We start from the raw sequence: 13439 nt of genomic DNA on the forward strand, positions 1-13439 counted from the left end.
AGGCGACGGCGGAATTTGGGCGCCTATTTGCGGGCGATCGCGTGCCATGCCATGTCGGCGATGGCCGCGGAGTAGTCGTCGTCGATGCGAGCATCCGAGTACAGCGCGCGAATGTTGATCGGCGCCAACACAATCTGCACGGCTGCCAACGTGCTTACCCCGTCCCGCAATTCCCCGCGGTCCCTGGCCCGATCTATCAGCCTGCGGACTACGGCGAAGCGTGCCCTCCAGAACATCATTCGGGTCTCTTCGTCGTGACGCCCACCGTGCCCCATCACCAGCGCGCGCAGGAAGGTGCGGCCGATCTCGGTGTTGATGCGTGCGGTGACATTCTGGGCCAATGCCTCCAGGTCTCCGCGCAACGAGCCGGTGTTTGTTGCCACATCCCAGGACTCGAGGTCGGCCAGCGCCGCATCGACGATCAGCCGTTGACGATCGCCCCAGTGGCGGTAAATCATCCCGGCATCAAGGTGGTGGCGCTCGGCCAGGGCCTCGACACTGAAGCGTTCGACGCCCCAGCGGGCCAACTCGTCGAGCACCGCGGGCATTACCTGCGCCCGGACATCCGCCGGAACGGCGTCCGGCGATTCGTCGGGTTGTTGATCCGGCGGCATCTGTGGCTCCTAGCGGCTAAAGATAGCCTGTCTGATTCACGAGTCGCACCGAAGAGGCCCCGTCCGAATAGAACTCAGCAATACTCAAGGATGCCAGGTCGAGATGCATTCGGTACAGGATTTCGGGCCCGGCATCCAACGCGAGTCGTAACAACATCTTGATCGGCGTGACATGCGATACGACGAGCACGGTGGCGCCCTGATAGCTGGCGATGATTCGTTCCCGCGCCCGGCACACCCGCTCGAGCGCGGCATCGAAACTCTCGCCACCCGGCGGCTCCGTGGCCGTGTCGCGCAGCCAGCGCGTATGTAGTTCGGGATCGCGTTCGGCGGCCTCGGCGAACGTCAGCCCCTCCCAGCCACCGAAGTCGGTCTCGATCAAGTCGTCGTCCACGGTCACGTCCAGGCCCAGTGCCTTGGCCGCCGCCGTCGCGGTGTCGTAGGCGCGTTGCAGTGGCGAGGCGACCACCGCGGCGATGCCGCCACGCTCGGCCAGATACCGCGCCGCGGCTTGCGCCTGCTGACGTCCCAGGTCCGTCAGCTCCGGGTTGCCGCGCCCGGAGTAGCGGCGCTGCACCGACAGCGCGGTTTGCCCATGGCGCAGCAACAGCATCCTGGTCGGCACGCCGCGGGCACCGGTCCAGCCGGGCGACGAGGTCTGCGCCGCAGCGCTTTTGGTGGCCTCGGCTTTCGCGGGTTTGGCAACCACAGGCTCAGAATCGTCGGCAGCGACCTCGGCTGCGGCGTCCATCGCCTCGTTGGCCAGCCGATCGGCGTGCTTGTTGCGTGCACGCGGCATCCACGTGTAGCGGATCCAGTCGAACCGCGCCGCCAGCTTTCGGGCCTGAGCGTGTAACTCAATGAGGTCGGGATGCTTGACTTTCCACCGCCCGGACATCTGCTCCACCACCAACTTGGAGTCCATGAAGACATCGGCTTCACTGGCACCCAGCCGCACGGCGTCTTCCAAACCGGCTATCAGCCCACGATATTCGGCGACGTTGTTGGTCGCCCGGCCGATGGCCTGCTTACTTTCGGCCAGCACCGTCGCGCGGTCCTCGGCGTGCACCACCGCGCCGTATCCGGCCGGCCCCGGATTACCGCGAGACCCGCCATCGGCTTCAATGACTACCTTCACCGCGCGGGCCCCTTGACGCGCAACAAGATCGCCCCGCATTCCGGGCAACGCACCACGTCGTCGTCGGCGGCCGCTGAGATGCGTGCCAGTTCACCCCGATCGATCTCGATCCGGCAGGCCCCGCACCGGTGCCCCAGCAGCGGCCCGGCACCCGGTCCTCCGCCGGCGCGTTGTCGTTCGTAAAGGGCAGACAGAACGGGGTCCAGTGCCGCGACCAACGTGTCACGCCGCGACGCGTGGTCCTCACGTGTCTCATCGATTTCGGCCATAGCGGCGTCGAGGGCCTGCTGCGCGCCGGCCAGGTCGGACTGCAGCGTTTCGATGACACCCTGCTCGGTGGTCCGCTGGCCCTGCAACTCCTCACGGCGTTCCATGACTTCCAGCAGCGAATCTTCCAGGCTGCTCTGACGGCGGACCAGAGTTTCCAGCTCGTGCTGCAGATCCGTCAACTGCTTGGCATCGGTTGCCCCCGACGTGAGCAACGACCGGTCGCGGTCTTCGCGCTGACGCACCGACGCGATCTCCGACTCGTACCGAGACACCTGCGCGTCCAAGTCCTCCAATGCGATTCCCACCGTGCCCAGCCGGTCGTTGGCGGCGTCGTGTTCAGCACGCATCCGCTCAATGGCCTCGCGCTGCGGCAAGCGAGTCGCCCGGTGTGCGATCCGGGACAGCTCGGCGTCGAGCTCGGACAACTCTAACAGCGAAAGTTGCTGTGCTACTTCTGCTTTCATGATTGATCTCCACATGTCTGGTGGCCTGGGTGCTCCATGTTCCAAGGGTCGGTGCGCGTGGTGGATACGCGCACCGGCAGCGCCTCCCCGAAGCGGGACCGCAGCACCTCGGCGGCTTGTGCGCACCAAGGGAATTCGCTGGCCCAGTGCGCGACGTCGATCAGCGAAACCTGCGAGGCCCGGCGATGCTCATCGGCGGGGTGATGGCGCAGGTCGGCTGTCAGATAGGCCTGCACATCGGCGCGGGCCGCAATGCTCAGCAGCGAATCCCCCGCGCCCCCGCAGACCGCGACCCGCGACACCACGCTGTCGGGGTCGCCGGAGGCCCGCACGCCAGCGGATGTCTGCGGCAACGCGGCGCCAACGCGCGAGACGAAGGTGCGCAACGATTCGGGTTGGGACAGCGTGCCGATGCGGCCCAACCCGGCGTCGCCGGGCAACGGCACCAGAGCGAAGACGTCGAACGCGGGCTCTTCATACGGGTGTGCGGCGCGCATCGCCGCCAGCACCGCTGCCCGGACCCGCGCGGGTGCGATGACCTCGACCCGGTCCTCGTCCACGCGCTCGACGGTGCCGACGGTGCCCACCGCGGGTGTCGCCCCGTCGTGCGGCAGGAACTGCCCGATACCGCTGACGCTCCAGCTGCAGTGCGAGTAGTCGCCGATCTGGCCGGCGCCGGCCTCAAACATGGCCGTCTGCACCGCTTCTGTGTTTTTCCGCGGCACATAGATGACCCACTTGTCGAGATCAGCCGTGTCCGACAGCGGTTCGAGCACTGCTTCGACGGTGAGGCCGAGGGCGTGCGCCAGGGCGTCGGAGACGCCGGGTGATGCCGAATCGGCATTGGTGTGCGCGGTGAACAGCGAACGCCCATTTCGGATCAACCGATGCACAAGCGCACCCTTGGGCGTGCTGGCCGCAACCGTATCGACCCCGCGCAGCAACAGCGGGTGATGAGCCAGCAGTAAGCCCGCTTCGGGGACTTCGTCGACGACCGCCGGTGTCGCGTCAACGGCGACCGTGACCGACTCCACCATGTCGTCGGGGTCGCCGCACACCAGTCCGACCGAATCCCACGCTTGGGCAAGCCGAGGCGGGTAAGCCTCATCCAGCACTTCGATCACGTCGGATAGCCGTGCACTCACCGCTGCCTCCCGCTGTTCGAGACGGGCATGGACTCCGAGATCGCTTGGACCAGCAGCGGCCATTCCGGGCGTACCGCGGCCCGCAGATACCGCTCGTCCAGGCCGACGAAGGTGTCACACCGGCGCACCGCAATCCCTTTGTCGTGCAGACTCTTTCGTATCTGAACGGCATCGGGGCAACGGAACAGCACAAACGGGGCCTGGCCGTCGGCCACGTCGGCGCCCATCGACATCAGACCGGCCACCATCTCGGTGCGCAGTTGAGCCAGCCGCACCGCGTCGGCTTGGGCGTCGGCGACCGCGTCAGCGGCAGAGCAGGCGACGATGGCCGTCAACTGCAGCGTGCCCACCGGCCAGTGCGCGCGCGCAGCGGTCAACCGCGCCAACACCTCTGGCGCGCCAAGGGCGTAGCCCACCCGCAAACCGGCTAGCGCCCAGGTCTTGGTCAGGCTGCGCAGCACCAGCACGTCAGGCAACGAGTCAGCGGCGAGCGACTCCAGCTCACCTGGAGCCGAATCCGCGAAAGCCTCGTCGACCACCAGGATCCGCCCGGGCCGGCGCAACGCGAGAAGCTGCTCGCGGCGGTGCAGCACCGAGGTGGGGTTGGTCGGATTGCCCACCACCACGAGGTCGGCATCGTCGGGGACCATCCCGGCCTGCAAAGCGCCATCGAGGACGAAGGGCGGCTCGAGGACGACGTGATGCACCGGCACTCCGGCCGCGCTCAGCGCGACGGCCGGCTCGGTGAACGAGGGCGCGATGACCGCCGCTCGCCGGGGCCGCAGGCTGGGCAGCAAGGCGAACCCCTCCGCGGCCCCGGCCAGCGGCAGTACCTCGTCGCGATCCCGCCCGTGCCGCAGCGCGACCGCGCCTTGCGCCCGGTGCAGGTCTTCGACGCTGGGGTAGCGCGCCAGGTCCGGCAACCGTGCGGCCAGCTGTTCGATCAGCCATTGCGGCGGCTGCGCATGACGGACGTTGACCGCGAAATCCAGCATTCCCGGCGCGGCGGCCTGATCACCGTGATACCGCGCCGTCACCAGCGGGCTCGGGTCCGGACTCGCCATTCGAGAAACACTAGTGCGCCGCCGGACAGCGGATCATCGGGCGGGCGGCGACTACGGCTGCTTGTCGATTTTGCCGGCGAGTTGTTGCGCACCGTCAGAGCCCGCTGAAAGCTGATGGTCATCGCACCGGGCTGGCCATTCATGCCGAGAATCGTCGTCGGTGTGACGCTCAAGGTTCCGTTGACATTGCCTGAAGAAAGCCAGCCCGCTGCGGCGCCATCACCCCGTAACCGACAATGGTGAGGTGACAGGCACAGCCTCGCTGGCTCAGCTGGTGATCTTCGATCTCGACGGCACCCTGACCGATTCCGCGGAAGGGATCGTGACCAGCTTCCTGCATGCACTGAGCCACGTCGGTGCGCCGGTGCCCGAGGGCGATCTGGCCGCCTGGATCGTCGGCCCGCCGATGGACGAAACGTTCCAGACGATGGGCCTTGGCGAGGATGCCGACGCGGCGTTCCTGGCATTCCGAGCCGAGTACGGCGCCCGGGGCTGGGCGATCAACAGCCTGTTCGACGGGATCGAGACTCTGCTGGCCGATCTGCGGGCTGCCGGGGTGCGGCTGGCTGTGGCCACCTCCAAGCTGGAACCGACGGCCCGTCGCATCCTCGCCCACTTCGATCTCGACCAGTATTTCGAGGTCATCGCCGGCGCATGCCCGGACGGGTCGCGCAGCAGCAAGGAGGAGGTGCTGGCCCACGCACTTTCTCAGCTGCAGCCGCTACCCGAGCGCGTGCTGATGGTTGGCGACCGCAGCCACGACGTCGATGGCGCGGCCGCGCACGGCATCGACACCGTCGTCGTCGGCTGGGGCTACGGCAAGGCCGATTTCGCCGACGGCTTCGCCGCGACCGGCGTGACACATGCCGCGACCATCTCCGAGCTGCGGAGGGCGCTGGGTGTCTGAGTCGAATCCTTTGCACGTCACCTTCGTCTGCAGCGGCAACATCTGCCGCTCTCCGATGGCTGAGAAAATGTTCGCCGACCAGCTGCGGCAACGCGGGCTTGCCGACGCGGTACGCGTGACCAGTGCGGGCACCGGCAACTGGCATGTCGGCAGTGGCGCCGACCAGCGGGCGGCCAAGGTTTTGCGTGCCCACGGCTATTCCACCGACCACCGCGCCGCGCAGGTAGACGACGACCACCTGGGCGCCGACCTGGTAGTGGCCCTGGGCCGCAACCACCTTCGGATGTTGCAGCAGCTCGGTGTCGACACCGACCGGATCAGGATGCTGCGCTCGTTCGACCCCCGCTCGGGCGCCCATGCCCTCGACGTCGAGGATCCGTACTACGGCAACCACGCCGACTTCGAAGAGGTTCTGACCGTCATCGAGGCCGCGTTGCCGGGCCTGCACGACTGGGTCGACGAACAACTAGCGCAAAACGGGCACGGTTGATGCCACGTTTCCTGGCAAGGCTGGCGTTCCTGCTACGACCAGGCTGGATAGCGTTGATCCTGGTGGTCATCGCCTTCACCTACCTGTGTTTCATGGTGCTCGCGCCGTGGCAGCTGGGAAAGAACACCCGCACGTCACGGGAGAACCACCAGATCGAGAACTCCCTCAATACCGCTCCCGTTCCGTTGAAAACCTTGTTGCCGCAGCAGGATTCGTCGGCGCCGGCCGCGCAGTGGCGCCGGGTTACCGCAACCGGGCACTACCTGCCCGACGTTGCGGTGCTGGCCCGCCTACGTGTCGTCGAGGGAGATCAGGCCTTCGAGGTGCTGGTCCCGTTTGTCGTCGACGACGGGCCGACCGTGCTCGTCGACCGTGGCTACGTGCGTCCCGAGCCCGGCTCACACGTCCCGCCGATCCCCCGCCCGCCGCAAGACACGGTGACCATCACGGCACGGCTGCGAGACTCCGAGCCAGTGCTTGCGGACAAGGAGCCGTTCTCCAGAGACGGTGTGCAACAGGTGTACTCGATCAGCACCCAACAGGTGTCGGTGCTGACCAAAGTCCCCTTGGCCGGGTCCTATCTGCAACTGGTCGAAGACCAGCCCGGCGGGCTCGGCGTGATCGGTGTGCCGCATCTCGACGCCGGGCCGTTCCTGTCCTACGGCATTCAGTGGATTTCGTTCGGCATCCTGGCGCCGATCGGGCTGGGCTATTTCGCCTATTCCGAGATCCGGATCCGGCGGCAAGAAAAGCAAGCGAAGGCCACCGAAGCCCCGATGACCGTCGAGGAGAAACTCGCCGACCGCTACGGCCGCCGGCGGTGAGAGTGTGCGCTGAAGGCGCCCTAGCCGCACACTCACCGCCGCCAATGCACAGCCGATAACGCGGCGAGCGACAAGGCGGCCGCCAGCTGCACAATCCGCGACAGCCCCACCGCGCGGCGCAAATCGGCCGCGGTGGGCTCTCGCCCGACGCCGAGGCTGGGCCGAATCTGCAGCTCGTGGCGGTATTGCGTGGGCCCGCCCAGCCGCACGCCCAGCGCCCCGGCGAACGCCGCCTCGACAACCCCGGCGTTGGGACTGGGATGACGGATCGCGTCGCGACGCCAGGCACCGACCGCACCGGCCGGCGATCCGCCGACGAGCGGCGCGCATAACACCACCAGCGTCGCGGTCACCCGGGCGGCCAAGTAGTTGGCCAGGTCATCCAATCGTGCTGCGGCCCAACCGAATCGGATGTAACGCGGCGAGCGGTGGCCGATCATCGCATCCAGGGTGTTGACGGCGCGGTAGACGAGCACAGCGGGCACCCCGCCCGCGGTCGACCACAACAGCGGCGCCACCTGGGCGTCGGAGGTGTTCTCGGCGACGGATTCCAGCGCCGCCCGGGTCAGCCCCGCGCCGTCCAGTAGGGCCGGATCGCGTCCACACAACGACGGCAGCAGTCGTCGTGCGGCCGCGATGTCGTTGCGGTCAAGCAGCTGCGCCATGTCCAGACCCGTACGCGCCAGTGACGTTCCACCCAGCGCGACCCAGGTGGCAGCGGCGGTGGCGGCGATCGACCAGACCGGGTTCCGGCGCGTGGCGGCCTGCTGCACAGCAGTTCCGAGCAGCCCCACCGTGCCGACAGCCAGGCCCACGTGCAGCACACCGGCGATCTTGGCGTCGCGGTAGCTGAATTGCTCCAGCTTGGCGGCGGCTTCGCCGAATACCGCGACGGGGTGCCCGCGTTTGGGGTCGCTCAGCACGAGGTCGGTCAGACAACCGACCAGCACACCGACGATCCGGGTCCGTGTCGCTAGCACTTCGGCAGCGTCTCACACGCGCCGCTCTCCGAAGGAACTGACGTCTGGGCCGTCGACCATCACCGTGTGACGTGGTCTACTCGGTTACATGAAGCCCGTCACCCGGGTCGCTGACCTGCTCAACGCGGCGGCGCTGCTGCTGCCCGCGGCAAACGTGATCATGCAGCTGTCCTTGCCGGGCGTCGGTTACGGCGTGCTGGAAAGCCCGGTGGATAGCGGCAACGTCTACAAGCATCCGTTCAAGCGGGCCCGCACCACCGGCACCTACCTCGCGGTGGCGACCATCGGGACCGAATCCGACCGGGCGCTGATCCGCGCCGCGGTCGACACCGCCCACCGCCAGGTGCGGTCGATGCCGACCAGCCCGGTCTCCTACAACGCCTTCGACCCCAAGTTGCAGTTATGGGTCGCTGCGTGCCTGTATCGCTACTTCGTCGACCAGCACGAGTTTCTGCATGGCCCGCTCGATGACGCCAGCGCCGACGCGGTGTATCAGGACGCCAAGCGGCTGGGCACCACGCTGCAGGTGCCGGACCGGCTGTGGCCGCCGGACCGGGTGGCGTTCGACGAGTACTGGAAGCGTTCACTCGACGAGCTGCGCATCGACCCGCCGGTGCGCGAGCATTTGCGCGGTGTGGCCGCAATGGCGTTTTTGCCGTGGCCGCTACGAGCATTGGCGGGTCCGTTAAACCTGTTCGCGACGACGGGGTTTTTGGCCCCGGAATTCCGCTCGCTGATGCAGCTGGACTGGTCGGAGCGTCAGCAGCGCCGGTTCGAGTGGCTGGTGTCGGCGCTGCAGCTGGCCGATCTGTTCATTCCGCATCGCGTCTGGATCTTCGGCTATCAGCTTTACCTGTGGGACATGCGATCTCGCGCGCGCCGCGGCCGGCGGATCGTCTAGATGGGACAGGGCCGGCTGGCCGGCAAGGTCGCCATCATCACCGGTGCCGGCTCCGGTATCGGGTGGGCAGCGGCCAGCCGATTCGCCGACGAAGGCGCCCGCGTCGTCTGCGCCGACATCAGCGGGCGCGAGCATGAGATCGCCGACCGGCTCGGCGATGTCGCGGTGCCGGTGCGCGTCGACGTCACCGACACCGACGATGTCGGGCGCATGGTCGCCACCGCCGTCGACCGGTTCGGTCGCCTCGATGTGTTGCTGAACAATGCCGGATTCGGTGGGCCGCACGCGGCGTTGGCCGACACCGACGAAGCGTTGTTCGACAAGATCCTGGCGATCAATCTCAAAGGCGTATTCCTCGGCATGAAATACGCGATCCCCGCCATGCTCGACAACGGTGGTGGTGCAATCGTCAACACCGCCTCGGCGTCCGGACTCGTCGGCTGGAAAGGGCTGTCCTGCTACGCCGCGGCCAAAGCCGCCGTGGTGCAGCTGACGAAATCCGCGGCGCTGGACTACGCCAAGACAAACGTGCGCATCAACGCGATCTGCCCCGGCATGACCTACACCGGCCTGGCCGGGGCAAAGCCCGACGACGAAGTACCGCCGGGTGGTTATCTGCCGACACCGATGGGCCGCTGGGGCGAACCCGCGGAACTGGCCGCCGCCGCATTGTTTCTCGCCAGCGACGAAGCCTCGTTCGTCACCGGCGCTGCGCTGGCTGTCGACGGTGGATACTCGGCCAGCGGCCCGATGCTGGGCCCCGCCCGTAAAGTCAAATCATGACCTTCCCTGCCCTCAACCACGTCGCGGTCACGGTGCGTGACATCAGCGTCAGCGGCCCTTGGTACCGCAACCTGCTCGGCACCGATCCCATGCTCGACGAACACACCAACGGCGGATTCCGTCATCAGGTGTGGATGCTCGAGGGTGGCACGGTGTTCGGCATCCATCAGCACGATCACGAGGCGCCCGACGAGAAGTTCAGCGAGCATCGCGTCGGCCTGGATCACGTGGGATTCGGCTGCGCCAGCCGCGACGAGCTGCAGAGCTGGGTCGACCGGCTCGCCGAACTGGGCATCCCGAACGGCAGCATCGTGGACGAGCCTTACGGCTCCGGGTTGAGCTTTCGCGACCCCGACGGCATTGCGCTGGAGTTCTTCGCGCCGCCGGGGTCTTAGCGCACTGTCGCAAAAAACGCGCGCAGGTCCTCGACGAACAACTCGGGTTGTTCGAACGCCGCGAAGTGACCACCGCGCGGCATGTCGGTCCAGTGCGTGATGTTGTAGTTCGGCTCGCACCACTTCCGCGGTGACTTCAGCAGCTCACCGGGGAAAGCGGCTACGCCGGTGGGCAATTCGACGCGACTGCCGCCCCGCCAGACCCGGAAGCTCTCCCAGTACAGGCGGGCGGACGACGCGGCGGTGTCGGTTACCCAATACACCATCACGTTGTCGAGGAGCTCGTCTCTGCTGACCGCGTTCTCGGGGTGCCCGTCGCAATCGGCCCAGTCCCAGAACTTCTCGACGATCCAGGCCAGCTGTCCGACCGGGGAGTCGGCCAGACCGTAGCCCAGTGTCTGGGGCCGGGTGGACTGCTGCTTGGAATAACCGGTGCCCCACTTGCGGTGGTTAGCCAGCCCGGCCAGGGCGGCCTTCTCGTCGTCGGTCGGGTTGTCGAGATTGCCCGGTGCGCCGATCGGCATATTCAGATGGATGGCCGCGCAGTGGCCGCCGTTTCGGCCGATCTGCGTGGTGACCGCCGCACCCCAGTCGCCGCCCTGGGCGCCGTAGCGGTGGTAGCCCAGGCCGAGCATCAGCTGCTCCCAGGCGTCGGCGATCTTTTCCACGCCCCAGCCGGTACGAGTGGGCTTACCGGAAAAGCCATATCCGGGCAGCGACGGGCACACGACATGAAAAGCGTCTGCTGCGCGCCCCGAGGCCGGGTTGGTCAGCGGCTCAATCACCTTGTGGAACTCCACAATTGAGCCCGGCCAGCCGTGCGTGATCACCAGCGGGAAAGCGTTCTCGTGCGGGGATCGCTGGTGAATGAAATGAATGTCCAGCCCGTCGATGTCGGTGATGAACTGGTCGAAGCGGTTGAGGGCGGCCTCCCGGGACCGCCAGTCGTATTGGTTGGCCCAATAGTCGGCCAGTTCACGGGTGTAGGCCAGCGGCATGCCCTGGCTCCAGTCGTCCACACATTCGGCTTCCGGCCATCGAGTGCGCGCTAAGCGCGACCGCAGATCATCGAGTACGTCGTCGGGAACGTCGATTCGAAACGGCTTCACGCATTCATAGTGCCGCCGCGGGTGAACCCGCCGACAGCCGCCCCGTCCGCGGTTGCACTCCCGCGGTGCTGCCCGGCGCTTATCTCAGGGCGCGAGCCTGACAAAGCCCGGCGCCGTGGGTGGCGGCGGCGCCGCCGGTGACGGCGGTGGCGGTGCGGGTGGCGCGGGCGCCGGCTCTGCTGGAAGGCCCCCGCCAATGCCATCCGGGCTACCACTGCCGCCGCCGGGAGCGGCCCCCGGCTGCGGAGCCACGGCAGGCGGCGGCGCCTCTTGGGGTGGCGGTGGTTGCTGCGGTCGGGGCGGTGGCTGCTGTGGTCGAGGCGGCAGCGGTTGCGGACGGGGCGGTGTCTGAAGATGCTCCACCGGCGGCGACGGCACCGGGAGCTGCGGCGGGTTCGGCTCGGTGATCCCTCCGGGAGGAATTGCTCCGATCAGCGAGGCCAGCGCTGTGGCATGCACCTCAAAATCCGACGGGTGAATGCGGTGGGCCGCAGGGCCCGTCGGCTCATTCCAACTCGACTTCGCACTCGACGCGGGATGATGAGTGACGAGGGACCCGAGCTTGCTTCGTTCCCATGGGCAGTAGGCCCCCACCGCCGCGACGATGAATCGCCCTTCGGTGCGCGCCAGACGGCCGGGTGCGTATTGACGCTCGGCCGGATCGTTGCTCTCCGCGTACTCGACCAGCGCATCCCTTATCCGGTCCGCTGGAACCCCGGCATCCAGTGCGCGACAAACTTTATGAGCTGTGTCGACTAGGCTCGGCACGCCTTCGAGGGCTGGAATGCCTTGCTGGGCAAGCAATGCTAAAAACTGATCGTCTTGATTTGCGTCCGCCGCTGCCGCTGGGCCGCGCAGAATTGCGCCGCCACTCAGCAACGCAATGGTGGTAACCAGAACGCCGGCGTGGCTGGTAATGCCGTTGAACCTAGTGGTGCCGGTAAACATTAAGGATTTCCGTTCTGCAAGAGCCCGTCGCCCCACGGACTTTGGATAGTCACCTACGCCGCAGCTGTGATCGCCTGCGGAACCAGCACGCCCCATCGCAAGCTCGTGACGGGTGTGTCGCTGGCGTTAGTGGAGCGCACATCGCGGCTATTGCCGGTCGCTGCAGCAGCCTTGTTTCGAAGTCGCCACAGTCATTGACTCGCACCACGTTAAGACGCCTCTGCGCGACCGCTGGACCGGCCTCTCTGATGAGACGTCGGCAGTAGACGTCGTCCGCGCAGACACCGGCGCTCAATATTTTGAGCGCTTCGCCATGGGGCAAACGGGGATGCTGGGTGAAGTAAACCTCGCCCATACCAATACATCCCAGCAACCGCAGGATGCTATGCCCAGCAAACGCACGACCGCTGGCCCACGGCATGTCGGAATCGTACCGCCGGTATTCCGTATTAGTTAGCTGTCATCCGTGCAGCGAAAGGCGCCTTTCGCATCGCGAAATATCAACTGAAAAAGCGCTATTGGATGCATCGGATAGTTTTGAAGCCAACACTTCGCGGACGCCGGGGTTAGCGCGCTCACGAACCCAGACAAGGTCATGCTGTCCGGTTGGCACCACCGCATTCAGCCGCTACAGCCGGCCATCCATGAGGATTGGCGGTTTGGCCCGCCCGAACAGCCGCCGGGTGGTCGCCCTGGCGTCATAGCCGGGGTCCTTCATCAGTTGCATGAGCACGAAGCCTGATGCGGCCGGCATCACCAACCACATCCCGTTGAGGCCGAAAAACTTCAGATAACTGATGGCATCCGGGCGGATGTCGGCCAGGTTGCGCGCGATCTCCGAGATGAAGAAAACCGAAGTCCCGTAGAACTGGAAACAGCCGGCTGCGATGAAGAACCGGACGGCCGCGCTGAGCTTGTTGGACAAGAACAGTCCGAGGAAAACGATCTCCACCACACCGATAACTCCGGACCAGTACTCGACGATGACCATCAGCGGCTCGCTGCGCAGAAAGCGGGTGTCGGCGACCGCGTAAGCCCAGAAGTACCATTTCGACGCATCCGCGGCGGTGGCACCGTAAACCCAGTGATGCAGTATCGCCCAAGGCAGGTCCCAGCTGAGCGGAAAGGCGATGGCGATCGCCGACCATAGCAATACGAAGCCCGTCCGGCGGGCTTGGCGACTTGCGTCGCCGCCGAGTACCCACGGTGTCAGCAGGCCGCCGATCCAACATGCCAGTGTTGCAGGCAGGGCAATATCGCTGAGCAGCAACGGGTCGCCGACGCCGGCTGAGGCAAGAACCAGGCCGACGGTCGGGAAGACGAACGAGGCGGCTAGCCAACACAGTTGGAGCCGAAAAAAGGCGGGCACGGCAGTCCTCCGCTCGAGTGTTGGATCGTTCGCGCCTC

Annotated in this window: 15 protein-coding genes and 1 pseudogene; 7 read left to right on the forward strand and 9 right to left on the reverse strand. The window is 66.6% G+C overall.

Annotation, left to right across the window (positions count from 1 at the left end):
• Window positions 1-23 precede the first annotated feature (23 nt).
• Genes DB708_RS08105 through cobC form a run of 5 tightly spaced genes read right to left on the reverse strand, consistent with a single transcriptional unit; the run spans window position 24 to window position 4695 of the window.
• The gene (locus DB708_RS08105; protein WP_108921437.1) at window positions 24-614 is read right to left on the reverse strand and encodes a TetR-like C-terminal domain-containing protein; all 591 of its coding nucleotides are present in this window, start codon (window positions 612-614) and stop codon (window positions 24-26) included.
• A 16-nt stretch (window positions 615-630) separates the two neighbouring features.
• Entirely contained in the window at window positions 631-1752 is a 1122-nt protein-coding gene (locus tag DB708_RS08110) for a bifunctional RNase H/acid phosphatase (RefSeq protein WP_108921438.1), read from the reverse strand.
• Window positions 1749-2486: a zinc ribbon domain-containing protein gene (locus DB708_RS08115; RefSeq protein ID WP_108921439.1), complete on the reverse strand. Its 738-nt coding sequence runs from the start codon at window positions 2484-2486 to the stop codon at window positions 1749-1751. The genes DB708_RS08110 and DB708_RS08115 overlap by 4 nt, the downstream gene beginning before the upstream one ends.
• Window positions 2483-3631, reverse strand: a complete 1149-nt coding sequence (locus DB708_RS08120) for a Nif3-like dinuclear metal center hexameric protein (protein ID WP_108921440.1) — start codon at window positions 3629-3631, stop codon at window positions 2483-2485. Before DB708_RS08120 ends, DB708_RS08115 begins: the two co-directional genes overlap by 4 nt.
• Complete coding sequence (gene cobC, locus DB708_RS08125; RefSeq protein WP_108921441.1) at window positions 3628-4695, reverse strand: Rv2231c family pyridoxal phosphate-dependent protein CobC; 1068 nt, start codon at window positions 4693-4695, stop codon at window positions 3628-3630. Before cobC ends, DB708_RS08120 begins: the two co-directional genes overlap by 4 nt.
• 274 nt (window positions 4696-4969) lie before the next feature.
• On the opposite strand from cobC, the gene DB708_RS08130 reads away from it, so the two are divergent.
• From DB708_RS08130 to DB708_RS08140, 3 genes are read left to right on the forward strand one after another with little or no spacing between them, the layout of a single operon-like run.
• Window positions 4970-5602: an HAD-IA family hydrolase gene (locus tag DB708_RS08130; protein ID WP_108921614.1), complete on the forward strand. Its 633-nt coding sequence runs from the start codon at window positions 4970-4972 to the stop codon at window positions 5600-5602.
• The gene (locus tag DB708_RS08135; RefSeq protein WP_108921442.1) at window positions 5559-6092 is read left to right on the forward strand and encodes a low molecular weight protein-tyrosine-phosphatase; all 534 of its coding nucleotides are present in this window, start codon (window positions 5559-5561) and stop codon (window positions 6090-6092) included. The genes DB708_RS08130 and DB708_RS08135 overlap by 44 nt, the downstream gene beginning before the upstream one ends.
• A gap of 11 nt (window positions 6093-6103) precedes the next feature.
• Entirely contained in the window at window positions 6104-6916 is an 813-nt protein-coding gene (locus DB708_RS08140) for an SURF1 family cytochrome oxidase biogenesis protein (RefSeq protein ID WP_108921615.1), read from the forward strand.
• A 32-nt stretch (window positions 6917-6948) separates the two neighbouring features.
• On the opposite strand, the gene DB708_RS08145 is transcribed toward DB708_RS08140, so the two are convergent.
• Window positions 6949-7896, reverse strand: a complete 948-nt coding sequence (locus DB708_RS08145; RefSeq protein ID WP_108921443.1) for a cobalamin biosynthesis protein — start codon at window positions 7894-7896, stop codon at window positions 6949-6951.
• Between the two features lie 88 nt (window positions 7897-7984).
• Between DB708_RS08145 and DB708_RS08150 the strand changes: the two genes are divergently transcribed.
• Genes DB708_RS08150 through DB708_RS08160 form a run of 3 tightly spaced genes read left to right on the forward strand, consistent with a single transcriptional unit; the run spans window position 7985 to window position 9975 of the window.
• Entirely contained in the window at window positions 7985-8797 is an 813-nt protein-coding gene (locus DB708_RS08150) for an oxygenase MpaB family protein (protein ID WP_201263453.1), read from the forward strand.
• The gene (locus tag DB708_RS08155) at window positions 8798-9580 is read left to right on the forward strand and encodes an SDR family NAD(P)-dependent oxidoreductase (protein ID WP_108921444.1); all 783 of its coding nucleotides are present in this window, start codon (window positions 8798-8800) and stop codon (window positions 9578-9580) included. It begins immediately after the preceding gene.
• A complete protein-coding gene (locus tag DB708_RS08160; protein WP_108921445.1) occupies window positions 9577-9975 on the forward strand; it encodes a VOC family protein in 399 nt (132 codons plus the stop codon). The genes DB708_RS08155 and DB708_RS08160 overlap by 4 nt, the downstream gene beginning before the upstream one ends.
• Here DB708_RS08160 and DB708_RS08165 read toward each other — a convergent pair.
• Window positions 9972-11084: an epoxide hydrolase family protein gene (locus DB708_RS08165; RefSeq protein WP_108921446.1), complete on the reverse strand. Its 1113-nt coding sequence runs from the start codon at window positions 11082-11084 to the stop codon at window positions 9972-9974. The genes DB708_RS08160 and DB708_RS08165 overlap by 4 nt on opposite strands.
• 119 nt (window positions 11085-11203) lie before the next feature.
• Here DB708_RS08165 and DB708_RS27570 point away from each other — a divergent pair, with 119 nt between their 5' ends.
• Window positions 11204-11491, forward strand: a complete 288-nt coding sequence (locus tag DB708_RS27570; RefSeq protein ID WP_235616704.1) for a hypothetical protein — start codon at window positions 11204-11206, stop codon at window positions 11489-11491.
• Between the two features lie 181 nt (window positions 11492-11672).
• Here the strand turns inward: DB708_RS27570 and DB708_RS27575 are convergent.
• A pseudogene (locus DB708_RS27575) lies at window positions 11673-12128 on the reverse strand (DUF732 domain-containing protein); the annotation flags it as partial.
• Between the two features lie 532 nt (window positions 12129-12660).
• A complete protein-coding gene (locus DB708_RS08175; RefSeq protein WP_165839767.1) occupies window positions 12661-13401 on the reverse strand; it encodes a hypothetical protein in 741 nt (246 codons plus the stop codon).
• Window positions 13402-13439: the final 38 nt, after the last annotated feature.

It is taken from the genome of Mycobacterium montefiorense, from assembly GCF_003112775.1.
GTDB classification, from domain to species: Bacteria; Actinomycetota; Actinomycetes; order Mycobacteriales; family Mycobacteriaceae; genus Mycobacterium; species Mycobacterium montefiorense.